The organism is Acinetobacter sp. UBA2581 (genome assembly GCF_002339435.1).
Classification (GTDB): Bacteria; Pseudomonadota; Gammaproteobacteria; order Pseudomonadales; family Moraxellaceae; genus Acinetobacter; species Acinetobacter variabilis.
The window spans coordinates 1-14,087 of the sequence record NZ_DDLD01000094.1; the positions used below are offsets into that span (position 1 = coordinate 1).

A 14,087-nucleotide genomic window follows, 5' to 3' on the forward strand; every position below is an offset into this window, starting at 1 on the left:
CAGACACAGTGCCTCTAATTTCAGAAGCATTTGACTGGGTTGATGGTGTTTATAAAGCTGCCACCATGGGTTCTGAAACAACTGCTGCTGCTGTTGGTCAACAAGGTATCGTTCGTCGCGACCCATTTGCGATGCTTCCATTTGCTGGCTACAACATGGCTGACTACTTCACTCACTGGTTAGAAATGGGTGAGAAAGTTGGCGAGAAAGCTGCTGCTGCTGGTAACAAGCTTCCTGGTATCTACAACGTGAACTGGTTCCGTCGTGATGCTGAAGGCAACTTCGTATGGCCTGGTTTCGGTCAAAACATGCGTGTTCTTGAGTGGATCATCGATCGTTGTGAAGGTCGTGCTGATGCTGTTGAAACTCCAATCGGCCGTGTACCTACTTACGAACAGCTCAACTGGACTGGTTCTGATTTCACTAAAGAACAGTTTGACCTGGTAACTTCTCAAGACAAAGATCAATGGATCAAAGAACTTGAAAGCCACACTGAATTGTTCAACAAATTAGGTGATCGTCTGCCAGAAGCGTTGAAAAAACGCCAAGCTGAACTTCTTGAAGCGGTTAAATCTGCTTAATTGCTGATTTAATTTTAAAAAGGTCGCGTAAGCGGCCCTTTTTATTATCTTAAGAAAAGGTGAAAGCCAATCTTTTAATCTGTTTTACATCTAAATAAAAACCACATTCACCGTTTATTAATCTCCTCAAAGAACATCATTTAACCAGTTAATCCAATATAAAAATCAAGCAATTACTCTAAACAAATGGTAAATCTATGTTTTATAAAAATATTTGAAAATTCCATTACTTATTAAGACTAAAGTCCTATAAAAACAGAAAACTTGGAGGCGTATAAGTATATGAAATCTCCTCACTTTCTCTCTCACTAAAACATAACTTTTTAGATTTTATAGCAATGAAAATTTAAAAAAGATGTGTTTTACAGCATTCCTTTGGAGCAATGTTGTGAATCAGCCACTTCCTGAAGCTGCTACACCGCAGCTTGACCGTAAAACACGGGTTAAATCTATTCTCGGTGGTTCTGCAGGTAACCTGGTCGAATGGTACGACTGGTATGTTTATGCAGCCTTTACCTTATATTTCGCTTCACAGTTCTTCCCTGATGGTGACAATACCGTCAAGCTCCTTCAAGCTGCTGCTGTATTCGCACTTGGTTTCTTGATGCGTCCGATTGGCGCATGGATTATGGGAATTTACGCTGACCGCAAAGGTCGTAAAGCCGGTTTAACACTTTCTGTATCTTTGATGTGTGTCGGTTCCCTCATTATCGCCTGTGCACCCACCTATGATTCAGTGGGCATGCTCGCCCCTGCGCTGCTGTTATTTGCTCGTTTATTACAAGGTCTGAGTGTAGGTGGTGAATACGGTTCAAGTGCCACCTACTTAACCGAAATGGCAGGTAAAAATCACCGTGGTTTCTACTCAAGCTTCCAGTATGTGACCCTGATCTCAGGTCAACTATTGGCACTGTGTGTACTGATTTTCCTACAACGCGCTTTGACTGAAGCACAACTCACTGAATGGGGCTGGCGCATTCCCTTCCTGATCGGTGCATTCCTGGCAATTGTAGTGTTCTGGATCCGTCGCGGTCTGGTAGAAACACAATCTTCAAAACAGGCCGTTGAACAGGCGAAAAAAGGTGGTCCTAAATCCGGTGCCTTAGCTTTATTCACTAAATACCCAAAACAGGCATTTACCGTGATCATGCTGACTGCAGGTGGTACTTTAGCTTTCAACACATTCACTACCTATTTGCAGAAATATCTGGTGAACACTTCAGGTTTTGAAAAAACTACTGCTACTGAAATTACTACCCTTGCAATCTTTGTATTCATGTTATTGCAACCAGTTGTGGGTGCACTCTCTGACAAAATTGGCCGCAAGCCAATCATGATTGCTTTTGGTGTGCTTGGTGTACTCTTTACCATTCCTATTTTTAATGGCTTAGGCTCAACTACCAACCCAACTACAGCATTCATGCTGTGTATGAGCGGTATGGTAATTGTAACTGGTTACACAGCGATTAATGCCGTAGTAAAAGCTGAGCTATTCCCTGCCCACATCCGTGCCTTAGGCGTAGCTTTGCCTTATGCGATTGCCAACACCCTATTTGGGGGTACAGCAGAACTGGTGGCTTTAAGCTTTAAAAATGCCGGCCATGAAAACTACTTCTTCTATTACATTACTGTTATGATTGGCCTGTCACTGCTGACTTATGTCTTTATGAAAGACACTAAAAAGCACAGCATGATTACTGATGACTAAGTAGCTGTATTGCTCTAGGAGCTTTCCGGATGGAAACATTCGGAAAGCTTTTTTATTGGAATTTTATGTTTACTGCCATTCCGCTATTTCGTTGCTATGGCATACTTGTCTGATAAAAATACGGGAAATCATCATGATGAAAAAAACAGTTTTTTTACTCGGCTTAACTATCGGCACTTTAGGCCTGACAGCATGTCAGACGGCACCTCAACAATTTAACGGTCAGACCGGATATGAAGTCCTGGAACGTTCAGAAAATACTGCGACCTTAAGCTACACATTAGCAGGACGACCAAGTCAGGATGAAAACAGATTACAAGCTGCTTGCAGACAAGTTCTTGGAACCTCTAAAAACTATAATATCCAGATTATCAATAGTCAGGAAATAGTTAACCCAACTCCAGAACAGGTTCAGTATGGCCGTCAACTCGGGGATAGTCGTACCCAGATCAGCTTGAGTAATACACCTGATTTATATAACAGTGAAAATCCAGGTGCCCGAGAGGCATTAGATGCCCGCCCTACCACTGTACGTGTGATTCGTTATACCTGCTCATAAAAACAGAGCATAAAAAAAGGGCTTGATGCCCTTTTTTATTTTTTAACTCTTGTGTTTTATTTGGTTCGATAGAAGCTAACATTGCGAAATTCGGGTGATTCATCCAGATCTGGCCAGGTGGTTGCACTGCGTTCATCCAGTTTGAGATATTGTGGATGACTAAAGTTTTTAACCCGGCTGTCTGCAACCCAGACCTCGGGTGCAAATTTCAGGAATTCATCCAGAAAGAAGCGGTTACACTGATCATAAAGCACGTCAGCCGCTAGCAGTATATCCACCTGTTCTGTTTTATAGAGATCATCCAGATATTCCAGCTCAACATCATTTAGCTCAGCATTGGCACGACAGGCATTCAGACTGACCTGATCGATATCGCAACAGATCACCCGCTTGGCTCCTGCCATTTTCGCAGCAATCGCAACTACACCGGAACCCGCACCAAAATCCAGCACTACCTTGTCTTTGACATGATGCGGTTCAACCAGCAGCCATTGTGCCATGGCCAGTCCAGATGCCCAGCAGAAGATCCAGTATGGCGTATCATTCCAGATCCGGCGAATCACTTCATCGTCAAGTTTGTCTGTCGGAAAAACTGGTGGAATCAGCCAGAGTGAAATCGGTGTTTCCGGCACTTGTTGCGCCGTTAGTTCACAATTGGGAATGACTTGATGTAAGGCTTGAAGTAAATGCTCAGGGGCTTTAGGAAATTGGAAGGTACAGCTCATGAAGAAAGCCTTGACGCGAAAATATCTTTATTGGAATTTATACATTAATCGGATACATGACCACGTCATTCGCAGCTGTTCGAGGCAGACTGAAATCTAATTCGTCCTGTTTTTGCGACACATCAACCACGCAAAAGAAATATGACGAGTTCTGCGAATGACAAATGGTTTTGGTTACTTTTGCCGAAACAAAAGTAACAAATGAACTTCTTACATCTTAATAGTCACGACGATACGACTCCGCCGTAACTAATTAAATTTCAATTAACCCAAAGCCTTCTCAGCAGCTTCTACAGTTTGACGAATTAAAGTTGTAATCGTCATAGGACCTACACCACCCGGAACTGGGGTATAAGCAGAAGCGATTTCTTCTATACCGACTAATTGAATATCGCCTACACCGCCGCCATCACGAGGGTGGAAACCTGCATCAACAACCACTGCACCTGGTTTGATCCAGTCTTTTTGAATCAGTTCAGCTTTACCCACTGCACCTACAATGATGTCAGCCTGTTTTACAAATTCAGGCAGGTTTTGAGTACGTGAATGGCAAATGGTCACAGTAGCATTCGCTTCAAGTAACATTGCTGCCATCGGTTTACCTAAAATCGCAGAACGACCAACCACTACCGCATGTTTACCTGCGATTTCAATGTTGTTTTCTTTCAGGATGGTCATAATACCTGCAGGAGTAGCGGAACCGTAAGCTGCTTCACCCATCGCCATACGACCATAACCTAGGCAAGTCACACCATCTACATCTTTTTCAAGCGAGATTGCATCGAAACAAGCACGTTCATCAATTTGTGCAGGAACCGGATGTTGTAACAGAATACCGTGAACATCCGGATTTGCATTCAACTTTTCAATTTCAGCCAGCAATTCTTCAGTAGTTGTTTCTTTTGGAAGCTCAACTTTTAATGAATCCATACCAACACGGCGGCAAGCATTACCTTTCATACGTACATAAGTTGCAGATGCGCCATCGTCACCCACCAAAATAGTCGCAAGAATTGGAGTACGACCTGATTTTGCCTTTAGCGCTTCTACGCGAGTTAACAAGTCAGCTTCAATTTGCTTCGCCAATGCACGACCGTCTAGAACTAATACCACGGCACTTCTCCCAAGTGTTGATATGAATCAATTTTGCACATTCTACATGATAATTCTGAATATTTTCCGCCATATGCTGTTTTTATGCGCATACAAATGAATATCCTATTGTTTTTTTTTCAGAGCTTGATAATATACGCATCAACAAGACGCGGCGGGGTGGCAGAGTGGTCATGCAGCGGACTGCAACTCCGTGGACGCCGGTTCGATTCCGACCTCCGCCTCCAATCTTGTTAAAGCCCGAGTGGTGAAATCGGTAGACACAGGGGATTTAAAATCCCCCGCCCACAAAGCGTGCCAGTTCGAGTCTGGCCTCGGGCACCATTCTTCTACTACTGAAGATGGTGTAAATAAAGAACCCAGCGAAAGCTGGTTTTTTTATGCCTGAAATTTGCTAAATCTAATTCTTAATAGAGTCTTATTAGTATTCACCAACCTGCTCTGCTTTCAAAATATTATCCAGCAGAGCGTAAATAACCTTCCAGATCCTGTTCCAGTTTTTCTTGAAAATGAATCGGTTCAATGATCTTTACATGTGGTAGCCAGTAACGTACCAGTGGCAGCAACTGCATTTCATGACGAATCTGACAACTAATCAACAATTCTCCAAACTCTGATTCCTGTTCGATCTGCTGTTCCGGAAATAAACGGCGCTCTTTAAAAAATACCGTGACTTCAGGTTGCACCTTCATCAAAACCTGCTGTTTTTGCTGGCCAAACCAGATGCTGTCTTCATCTGCCAGCATTTTCAGAACTTCAGGATCATGCTCAAAGCTTTCATTTTCAAAAACCAGTTTAACTTCCTGCAACTGACTTAAACGATAGGTTTTAAGCTCAGCTTCAGTGACACCGGCCAGATACCAGATGCCATGATGATGAATCAATCGGTATGGCTGGATGATCCGTACTTGATCGGAATATTGCAGCTCAATCTGCTGCCGTTTATAGATCGCCCCTGCAAGCAGCTTGAAATGCTCGGCAAACTGTTTGGCATCTTCAAAATAATAGCCTTTTGCCGAAAATACCTGATTTGCCCGCTCATCCAGCAATTCACGAATAAAAGACATATCCAGTGCGGGATACAAGTCACTGATTCCGGACAATTGTGCAAAATTCTGGATGTCCTGTAACTTGAAACGCCCTAAATATGAAGGCTCAAGATAATAGCGTTTGGTATTTTCATCCTGTATGAGCGGCAAATACGCATTCAGACGAACAAAATCACGCTCAATGGTACGGGTGCTGACCTGAAATTCTCGTGCCAGCTCCTGTACACTCAACTGATGCCCTATATTAAGTTTGGTTAAAATATTTGCCAAACGGTCTGCGAGGCGCTCATGCGTTGACGCATTGCCCTTCATAAATACCCTCTTCGTGCCGCTTGTGCAGCACAATGAATCATCTGCTTAGAATTTTTAAATTATGGGAAAATTATACAGCCAAATAAAAAGGAGATTAGAGTTATTCACTTCAACTTAAGGCTAATAGGCAAGGTGTTTTTTAGGATTTTTTACGACGTTTGTATTGAGGTTTCGGTGCTGAGTGGCTCAGCCGTTCCATATAGCGTTCCAGATGCAACATGGCTTGATACAGCTTGTGTAAATCGGAACGAAGTAACTGATTACGGATAATTGCTTTATGCAAACGCTTCAATGCACGAAAGCCATGTTCATGCGTATAAGGGGTCGACACTATCTTCATAATATACTTCCTTTTAATACGTGACATTTCATCTAATACCAAACAATTTAGTCAGATTATATTTAAGCGCTAATTTACTCCTCAGTTTTGACAGGTTGTGTCGAACAACCGACACTTTTTACCGTTTTTTAAAATTTATATCCCTATTTCAAGCAATTAATTTAAATTAGTTATCGTTTTTTATGCAAAATAAAAGCCAACAAAAGTTGGCTTTTAGTATTTCTATCACAAGAATAATTAGATGATTTCCACCACAATCTTACCAATATGTTCACCCGTATCCATCGTTGCATGCGCATCCTGAATCTGGTCAAATTTGAAGGTTTTATAGATCATCGGTAAACACTCACCTTTTGCCCAGAGTGGTGTCACATGCTCTTTCAGGCCTTGGGCAATTTCAGCTTTCTCAGCCGTATTGCGTGCACGCATGGTGGAGCCGGTAATGGTCAAACGTTTCATCATGATTTGACCCAATTTTACATCCTTAGCCTTAGCACCCCCCAGGAAGGCGATATACACCAGACGGCCATCACGACGCAGCAGATTCAGGTTTTTCTCCAGGTACGGTGCACCCACCATATCTAGAATCACATCTACACCAGCATTATCCGTAGCTTCATTGATGACATGCTCAAAGTCTTGGGTCTTGTAATTGATTCCTGTGGTCAGATGTGAAATCGCCTGGATTTTTTCATCACTGCCTGCTGTCGCAAAGGTTTTGATGCCTAATGATTTGCACAGCATTAAGGCTGTGGTTCCAATCCCGCTAGTTCCGCCATGAATCAGTACAGTCTCTCCTACCTTGGCCTTACCCATCTGGAACACATTTGCCCATACAGTGAAAAAGGTTTCTGGAATCGCCGCAGCCTGTACAAAGCTCACGCCTTCAGGAATGTTTAAAGCCTGGCTCTCTGGCACAACGCAATATTCTGCATAACCACCACCATTGGTCAGGCCACAGACTTTGTCACCTACTTTAAACTGACTTACTTCACTTCCGACTGCAACCACTTCACCGGCAACTTCCAGACCCGGTACCGGAGTCACTCCCTTAGGCATTGGATACAAGCCCTGACGCTGCAAGATATCCGGACGGTTAATCCCGAAAGCATGTACCTTGACTAGCACTTCGTCTGCTTTAGGTTCAGGGATGGCAACGGTTTCATAAGCGAGTTTCTCTACACCACCCGGTTCTGTAATGATGACTTGTTGCATGCTATGTTGCGTCATGGATTCTTTCCCTAATATTCACGTTTCGTATTTTTCGAACTTATTTGAACATAGAAATGCTATGGATTGAAGCAGCATGGACTTATGTATAATCAGCTGCCTATTTAGTAAATTGATATAAGACCACTGATGACAATAATTACAAAAGCGAAAACCGAGGATATCGACGCTATTCTTGAAATCTGGTTCCAGGCTTCTTTAAAGGCGCATGATTTTATTCCTACTAGTTATTGGGAAAATCAGCTGCTTCCAATGCGAGATGTATATTTAACCCTTAGCAGAAAACTATGTCCTTAAAGAAAATCATACGGTGCTTGGCTTTGTTTCGTTATTAAAATCGGAAAATGTCTTAGCTGCGCTTTTCATTGATCCAGAGCAACAAGGTGCTGGCTATGGCCGCTGTTTAGTTAATTTCTTAAAACAGCAATGTAATCAGCTGCATTTAAATGTCTATGCTGCAAATACATCAGCAGTTCATTTTTACCAAAAGCAGGGTTTTAAGATGATCAATCAAGGAATCGATGAGAATACCGGTCAGGCTGAACTCACTATGAGCTGGTTTAAATCTTAATTTTGAAATGATGAGAGCAAATTCATGTCAGCAGTCATCACCTACAATGAAGATAATCACAGTGACTTCGAATGGTTTGAAGGCCTTGCTGTGATCCGGTTCTATGCTGACTGGTGCAAGCCCTGTGTACAGAATTTTCCAGTTTTTGAGAAACTGGCAGTGCATTATGCTGGGCAAAAGCCAGAAATTAAGTTCGGTAAGATCAATGTTGATCAATCACCGATTCTGACCTTACGCTATAACGTCTATGGCCTGCCTTCTACTCTTATCTTTAAAAATGGACAGATTATTTACCGTATTGCTGGTGTGAAAAGCCTAACTGAAATGAAATCTATTTTATTTCAAGTTCTAAATGAATCATCCGATTCCGACTGATTCAAGCGGCTCAATCTTTTATTTAGCAGATTGATCTGGCATCTGCACAAACTGTATCAGGAATTTACGTACCAGCGGCAAGACAAGTAGAATCAGTGGAAATGCCACCAGCCATGACAGTCCCCAAGCATGTAACCATAGCGAGATAAACGCATTGCTCCAGCCTTTATTCAGCAGCATGTTAAAACAGGAAATCGCGCCACTCATAATGCCGGAAAGAATCAAGGGCATTAACCAGTTCAGATGTTTTGGGTGAAATTTTGGGAGATTTTTTTCATAAATGACCTTTAGAATACTTACTTACTTTCCTTCACTTTGCACTTTAACTGTCTGTTTCAGGGATTTCATAAACTGGGCAAATTGCGGCATGAATTCCTTGAAGAGTGGCAAATCTTTATTTTCCAGCATGACTTCACTAAACAGTTTTAAACCAACAGTAAATGCCTTGGTGCTTTCCGAATCGAGCAACTGACTGGCTTGAAGTTTTTCCAGTATTTTAAAGATGTCATCGTGATTACCCATCTGAAACTGTAGCTCCTCAGTATAGGTTGATGGATTACCTTGAGCATCAGCCAGATGTTTAACAGTCACTTCATATTGATGTTGTTTCATGTCCTGCTCCTACAGTTGACGGATATTAATTGCAGCCTGTTCAATCTGGGCAGCAATATCACTGAGCTGCTCTGGACGAAGTTCATTTTGCAGTTTGAATCGTAATGAAGCTTTCAGGTTTTCCATTGAATTATGGATATCGATATAGCGTTCATCTTCTTGAATACGGCGACGGGTTTCAAAACGGCTAAGCACTTTTTCTAGGGTTTCCCGACTATATTCAAGATGCTCACGGCCTTTGTCTGTAATGTGATACTGCTTACGCTCATCAGCACTCATAACTACTTGGGTATATTGCTGTTCTTCAAGATAGTTAATCGTCGGGCAGATCGTGCCTGTACTCGGTTTATAGTCCCCCCCAACCAAAGCAGCAACATCTTTGATAATGTCATAGCTGTACTTAGGCGCTTGAGCAATAAAATGCAGCACGAGCAGTTTCATTTCACCTGCTTCAAAGAGGCGTTTACGAGGTTTTGCGGGACTTTCTCGTTCTTCTGTTAAGACAAAATGAGGTGTTTTAGACATAACAAAGATATATCTTAAATTTAATTAAGATATATCTTATTATAGATAATATTGAATTTATTTCAAGTAAAGCAATAAAAGTTAAATTTAAGAAGAAAAGTAGGCACGAAATACTTGTGAAAAACATCCTTCCTTATAAAGCCATTTTCTCAGTTGAGATTACAACACTTTAACTAGGAACCTTTTGTATAGTTACTGTCTTATCTAAATGTATAAAAATAGATGATTTATAATCTTAGTGCCTCAACTTAAATTTTAACTTTTATATTCTCGCACCATCCGATCACTAACATCTTCCGGATAGCAAAGCGGTGCATAACCACCAGCACGGTTATAAGCACTACGCTTGCCGCAACGACTACCATTACGCGCTGTATTGTAAGGACATGGACAATTACCCGGATAACTCTCAATGGATTCTTTAATAATTTTCTGTTTAATTGCTTCCGCACTTTGGCTGCCCTGCTTGGCTTCTACTCCAAAAGCTACACATAGCCCAATTAGTAATAATAATTTTTTCATACATTCCCCCATCTGAGAGCATTGTATAAAGCAGCGAATAAATTGAAAGATCACATTTTTATTATTCGAATGATTTTTAAACAATCAAAATTCAGACAATAAAAAACCCGCCTTACAGCGGGTTTTTCTTAAATCAGTCCAGCCTTATAGACGAACCAATTCCACAATTTTCTCAGCCAGTTCTTCAACTGCATCGGCTGTGTAAGTCACATCTGTACTTTCTGTAAGGTCAGTAATCACTACTACACCAGTTTCACGAACAAGCGCAACCTGTTCAGCAGTCAGACCCGCTTTCGCAATTGCAACCACACCTTGTTGAATCAACAGGCTTTCAAGTGCTTGAGCATTTTCTAGCGCTTTAGCAGTGACAGTGACTGCAGCAGGTTTTTGACCTAAACGTGCAGCACGTGCTTCAGCAGTAACAGGCTCGTTATGTGCAGTCCATTCCACTGCAGCTTCAACCATACCCGCACCAACCGTCACGTTGCTTAGACGGTCGATGAAGATGAATGAACCTGTGTAACGGCTGTCTTGATAACGGTCAAATACCACTGGCGCATCAAATTCGATAGTGACATCAGCAATCGCATTCAGATCAAGCTGCTCTACTTGTAGTTTTTCCAATGTGTTGACATTGGTACGGTAGTTAATTTTCGCAACTTTCGCAGGGATAGTTTGAGTACCAAACTTCACATTATAAAGTTTGCCAACGACAAGCGGCTGATCGTTCATCCACACTACAGACGCGCGAGCAGAACGTGAAATCAGTGGTTGTTCACCCGCTTTTACCAACACGTTACCACGTGAAATATCAATCTCATCGTTCAGTGTTAAAGTAACAGCTTGACCAGCTACAGCATGATCCAGATTACCATCAAAAGTGACGATTTCTTTTACTGTCGATTTCTTGCCAGATGGCAGCGCAACAATTTCATCACCAACTTTCACTTCACCCAGTGCGATGGTACCGCAGAAACCACGGAAGTCGAGGTTAGGACGGTTTACATACTGAACTGGGAAACGGAATTCATCTTTGCTGGTATTACGCGTAATTTCTACAGTTTCCAACGTCTCCATTAAGGTTTGACCTTGGTACCACGGCGTATTTGGTGATTTGTTTACAACGTTATCACCGTTCAACGCAGAAATCGGTGTGAAAATAATATTTTCAGGTTTACGATCGCCCAACTGATCCACGAACTTGTTGTACTCAGCCTGAATTTCATTGAAGCGTGCTTCAGAGAATTCAACTAGGTCCATCTTGTTCACTGCAACCACGATATTACGAATACCTAACAGGCTCGCAATGAATGAGTGACGACGTGTTTGAGTCTGAACACCGTAACGCGCATCGATTAGGATGATGGCAAGATCCGCAGTCGACGCACCTGTCGCCATATTACGGGTATATTGCTCGTGTCCCGGGGTGTCGGCAATGATGAACTTACGTTTTTCAGTAGAGAAATAACGGTAAGCCACATCGATTGTAATACCCTGCTCACGTTCAGCTTGCAGACCATCTACAAGAAGTGCAAGGTCAGGTGCATCGCCAGTCGTACCGACTTTTTTAGAGTCACGGGTAACCGCTTGCAGCTGATCTTCATAAATCAGTTTTGAATCATAAAGCAGACGACCGATCAGGGTTGATTTACCATCATCCACGTTACCGCAGGTCAGGAAACGCAATAAGTCTTTATTTTCGTGCTGTTTCAAATAAGCCAAAATGTCTTGGCTAATAAGTTCTGATTGGTGAGACATCGCTCATAGCTCCACAAATACGTTGAAATCGGTTTCTTTTAATCCCTCTAAATCTCCCTTTGTTAAGGGAGACTTTTTCTCCCCTCTTTGGAAAAGAGGGGCCGGGGGAGATTTCTCTTAGAAGTAACCTTCCTGCTTTTTCTTTTCCATCGAACCTGCTTCATCATGGTCGATCATACGGCCTTGACGTTCAGATGTGGTCGCTAAAAGCATTTCCTGGATAATTTCCGGTAAAGTTGTTGCAGTTGATTCAACTGCACCAGTCAGAGGGTAACAACCTAAAGTACGGAAACGAACCGATTTCATTTGTGGCACTTCGCCTGGATTCAGGCGCATACGCTCATCATCAACCATAATCAGCGTACCATTACGCTCAACGACTGGACGTTCAGCAGCTAAGTACAATGGAACAAGTTTGATATTTTCAAGATAGATATATTGCCAGATGTCCAGCTCAGTCCAGTTAGACAATGGGAATACGCGAATACTTTCGCCTTTGTTCACTTTACCATTGTAAAGGTTCCAAAGTTCTGGGCGCTGGTTTTTCGGATCCCAACGGTGTTTAGAGTCACGGAATGAATAAACACGTTCTTTGGCACGTGATTTTTCTTCGTCACGACGTGCACCACCGAAAGCAGCATCAAACTGATATTTATCCAAAGCCTGTTTCAAGCCTTGGGTTTTCATAATGTCAGTATATTTAGAGCTACCATAGTCAAATGGGTTTACGCCCGCATCACGACCTTCTTTGTTCTGATGCACGATCAGATCAAAGCCATGTTCTTTGGCCATGTTGTCACGGAACTTGATCATGTCTTTGAATTTCCAGCCGGTATCTACATGAAGTAGCGGGAATGGAAGTTTTGCAGGATAAAACGCTTTCAGTGCTAAATGCAGCATGACTGCTGAATCTTTACCGATTGAATAAAGCATAACCGGATTTTCAAACTCGGCAGCAACTTCGCGAATGATGTGAATACTCTCAGCTTCAAGCTGTTTAAGATGAGTAAGTCTTTCCTCATTTAATGACATGGACAACCTGCGTATTACACGTGTACTTATTACACTTTATAAAATTTATATTCATTATAGTGATTAACTTCTCATAACGATTGCTTGTTTTGTGATATTCATATATTAAAACGTCATATAAAAATTCACTAATATCAACTATCAGTTTTTATGAATCTGATAGCTTAGCTAAATAAAGACAATTGATTGTTTAGTCAAAGCACTCTGGAAGATTACTTTTAGTAATGAAATGATATATTAATCATCTAAACGGACAGTTCACATCGTGGTGAAAAAAAATTAGAGTAGGATTAGTTCTTCCAATTTATAAACTATGTATGCCTTATAACGAATTTGATTTAGGGCGTGTCCTCATTTGAAGAATTGGTTTTAAATACTTAAAATCCTCCTTTAAGTTATTTTTATTTCTATATTTTCAATGGCACGTACTCTTCTTACCGATGATATCTGGCACCAAATTCAAGATACTATGCGATTACATGGTTGCTACCGTTCAAAGAATAGTAGAAATATCATGGAAGCGATCTTATGGAAACTACGTACGGGTGCGACATGGCGTGATATTCCTCAAGAACTTTGCCCTTGGCAAACTGCTTACAATCGCTTTAATCGCTGGGCAAGTAAGGGATTATGGGATAAATTTTTTTTAGATTACGAGGCATTCTGGATCAGGAATGGGTATTCATTGATGGAAGCTACATACGCGTGCATCAACATGCAAGTGGAGCTCGGCATGGTTTCGAAAGAGCAATTGGACAATCACGCGGTGGACGAACAACAAAAATACATCTTGCAACCGACGCGAATGGATTACCGATTGATTTTAAAATCACTGGGGGTGACGTCCACGACAGTCAAGTTGCAAAACAACTGATTGATATTGTAGGCGAGGCAACTTATCTCATTGCTGACAAGGGGTATGATGCTGAGCACATTAGAATATGTGCCAAAAACAAGAATATGATTCCCATTATTCCATTGAGATCAAACAGTAAAAGATCAAATAAGGAATTTGATAAATATATATAAATTAAGACATTTAGTTGAAAATGCTTTTGCGAGATTGAAGCATTTC

General features: G+C 41.6%; 16 protein-coding genes, 2 tRNA genes and 1 pseudogene. 8 read left to right on the plus strand and 11 right to left on the minus strand.

From position 1 onward, the window contains the following. The 3 genes from B3Q46_RS12015 to B3Q46_RS12025 all read left to right on the plus strand — a co-directional run. On the plus strand, nt 1-581 hold a 581-nt coding region (locus B3Q46_RS12015), incomplete at its 5' end, for a phosphoenolpyruvate carboxykinase domain-containing protein (protein ID WP_286716001.1). A gap of 355 nt (nt 582-936) precedes the next feature. Next, nucleotides 937-2,289: an MFS transporter gene (locus B3Q46_RS12020; protein WP_414631444.1), complete on the plus strand. Its 1,353-nt coding sequence runs from the start codon at nt 937-939 to the stop codon at nt 2,287-2,289. A gap of 133 nt (nt 2,290-2,422) precedes the next feature. After that, entirely contained in the window at nt 2,423-2,848 is a 426-nt protein-coding gene (locus tag B3Q46_RS12025) for a hypothetical protein (protein WP_081402652.1), read from the plus strand. Nucleotides 2,849-2,904: 56 nt separating this feature from the next. Here the strand turns inward: B3Q46_RS12025 and B3Q46_RS12030 are convergent, their stop codons facing one another. Together B3Q46_RS12030 and folD are read right to left on the minus strand one after the other, a co-directional pair. Further along, entirely contained in the window at nt 2,905-3,573 is a 669-nt protein-coding gene (locus tag B3Q46_RS12030; RefSeq protein WP_286716005.1) for a class I SAM-dependent methyltransferase, read from the minus strand. A gap of 264 nt (nt 3,574-3,837) precedes the next feature. Beyond that, entirely contained in the window at nt 3,838-4,686 is an 849-nt protein-coding gene (gene folD / locus B3Q46_RS12035; RefSeq protein ID WP_286716007.1) for a bifunctional methylenetetrahydrofolate dehydrogenase/methenyltetrahydrofolate cyclohydrolase FolD, read from the minus strand. A 153-nt stretch (nt 4,687-4,839) separates the two neighbouring features. Between folD and B3Q46_RS12040 the strand changes: the two genes are divergently transcribed. Both B3Q46_RS12040 and B3Q46_RS12045 read left to right on the plus strand, forming a co-directional pair. Next, nucleotides 4,840-4,913, plus strand: a tRNA-Cys gene (locus tag B3Q46_RS12040). Between the two features lie 11 nt (nt 4,914-4,924). Further along, a tRNA-Leu gene (locus B3Q46_RS12045) sits at nt 4,925-5,010 on the plus strand. A 131-nt stretch (nt 5,011-5,141) separates the two neighbouring features. Here the strand turns inward: B3Q46_RS12045 and B3Q46_RS12050 are convergent. From B3Q46_RS12050 to B3Q46_RS12060, 3 genes are all read right to left on the minus strand, one after another. After that, entirely contained in the window at nt 5,142-6,047 is a 906-nt protein-coding gene (locus B3Q46_RS12050) for a helix-turn-helix transcriptional regulator (protein WP_286716009.1), read from the minus strand. 139 nt (nt 6,048-6,186) lie between these two features. Then, nucleotides 6,187-6,387 carry a hypothetical protein gene (locus B3Q46_RS12055; protein ID WP_005234661.1) on the minus strand — a complete coding sequence of 67 codons (201 nt, stop codon included), beginning with the start codon at nt 6,385-6,387 and terminating at the stop codon, nt 6,187-6,189. Nucleotides 6,388-6,624: 237 nt separating this feature from the next. Then, nucleotides 6,625-7,617, minus strand: coding sequence for an NAD(P)H-quinone oxidoreductase (locus tag B3Q46_RS12060; protein ID WP_286716012.1), 993 nt, complete (start codon nt 7,615-7,617; stop codon nt 6,625-6,627). A 310-nt stretch (nt 7,618-7,927) separates the two neighbouring features. On the opposite strand from B3Q46_RS12060, the gene B3Q46_RS12065 reads away from it, so the two are divergent. Both B3Q46_RS12065 and B3Q46_RS12070 read left to right on the plus strand, forming a co-directional pair. Further along, entirely contained in the window at nt 7,928-8,188 is a 261-nt protein-coding gene (locus B3Q46_RS12065; RefSeq protein ID WP_228301719.1) for a GNAT family N-acetyltransferase, read from the plus strand. A 24-nt stretch (nt 8,189-8,212) separates the two neighbouring features. Further along, nucleotides 8,213-8,563 carry a thioredoxin family protein gene (locus tag B3Q46_RS12070; RefSeq protein WP_208462417.1) on the plus strand — a complete coding sequence of 117 codons (351 nt, stop codon included), beginning with the start codon at nt 8,213-8,215 and terminating at the stop codon, nt 8,561-8,563. An 18-nt stretch (nt 8,564-8,581) separates the two neighbouring features. Here B3Q46_RS12070 and B3Q46_RS12075 read toward each other — a convergent pair whose 3' ends face one another. The 6 genes from B3Q46_RS12075 to cysD all read right to left on the minus strand — a co-directional run bounded on the left by B3Q46_RS12075 (nt 8,582) and on the right by cysD (nt 13,012). Then, a complete protein-coding gene (locus B3Q46_RS12075) occupies nt 8,582-8,794 on the minus strand; it encodes a DUF2798 domain-containing protein (protein ID WP_208462416.1) in 213 nt (70 codons plus the stop codon). Nucleotides 8,795-8,863: 69 nt separating this feature from the next. Continuing rightward, nucleotides 8,864-9,175 (minus strand): DUF3861 domain-containing protein, encoded by a 312-nt coding sequence (locus B3Q46_RS12080; RefSeq protein WP_208462415.1) that lies wholly within the window; start codon nt 9,173-9,175, stop codon nt 8,864-8,866. A gap of 9 nt (nt 9,176-9,184) precedes the next feature. Beyond that, a complete protein-coding gene (locus B3Q46_RS12085; RefSeq protein WP_208462414.1) occupies nt 9,185-9,700 on the minus strand; it encodes a PadR family transcriptional regulator in 516 nt (171 codons plus the stop codon). A 255-nt stretch (nt 9,701-9,955) separates the two neighbouring features. Beyond that, a complete protein-coding gene (locus tag B3Q46_RS12090) occupies nt 9,956-10,222 on the minus strand; it encodes a hypothetical protein (RefSeq protein WP_208462620.1) in 267 nt (88 codons plus the stop codon). 144 nt (nt 10,223-10,366) lie between these two features. Beyond that, nucleotides 10,367-11,980 (minus strand): sulfate adenylyltransferase subunit CysN, encoded by a 1,614-nt coding sequence (gene cysN, locus B3Q46_RS12095; protein ID WP_286716018.1) that lies wholly within the window; start codon nt 11,978-11,980, stop codon nt 10,367-10,369. A 117-nt stretch (nt 11,981-12,097) separates the two neighbouring features. Beyond that, complete coding sequence (cysD, locus tag B3Q46_RS12100) at nt 12,098-13,012, minus strand: sulfate adenylyltransferase subunit CysD (protein ID WP_034170514.1); 915 nt, start codon at nt 13,010-13,012, stop codon at nt 12,098-12,100. Nucleotides 13,013-13,430: 418 nt separating this feature from the next. Here cysD and B3Q46_RS12105 point away from each other — a divergent pair. Beyond that, nucleotides 13,431-14,087, plus strand: a pseudogene (locus B3Q46_RS12105) (IS5 family transposase); the annotation flags it as partial.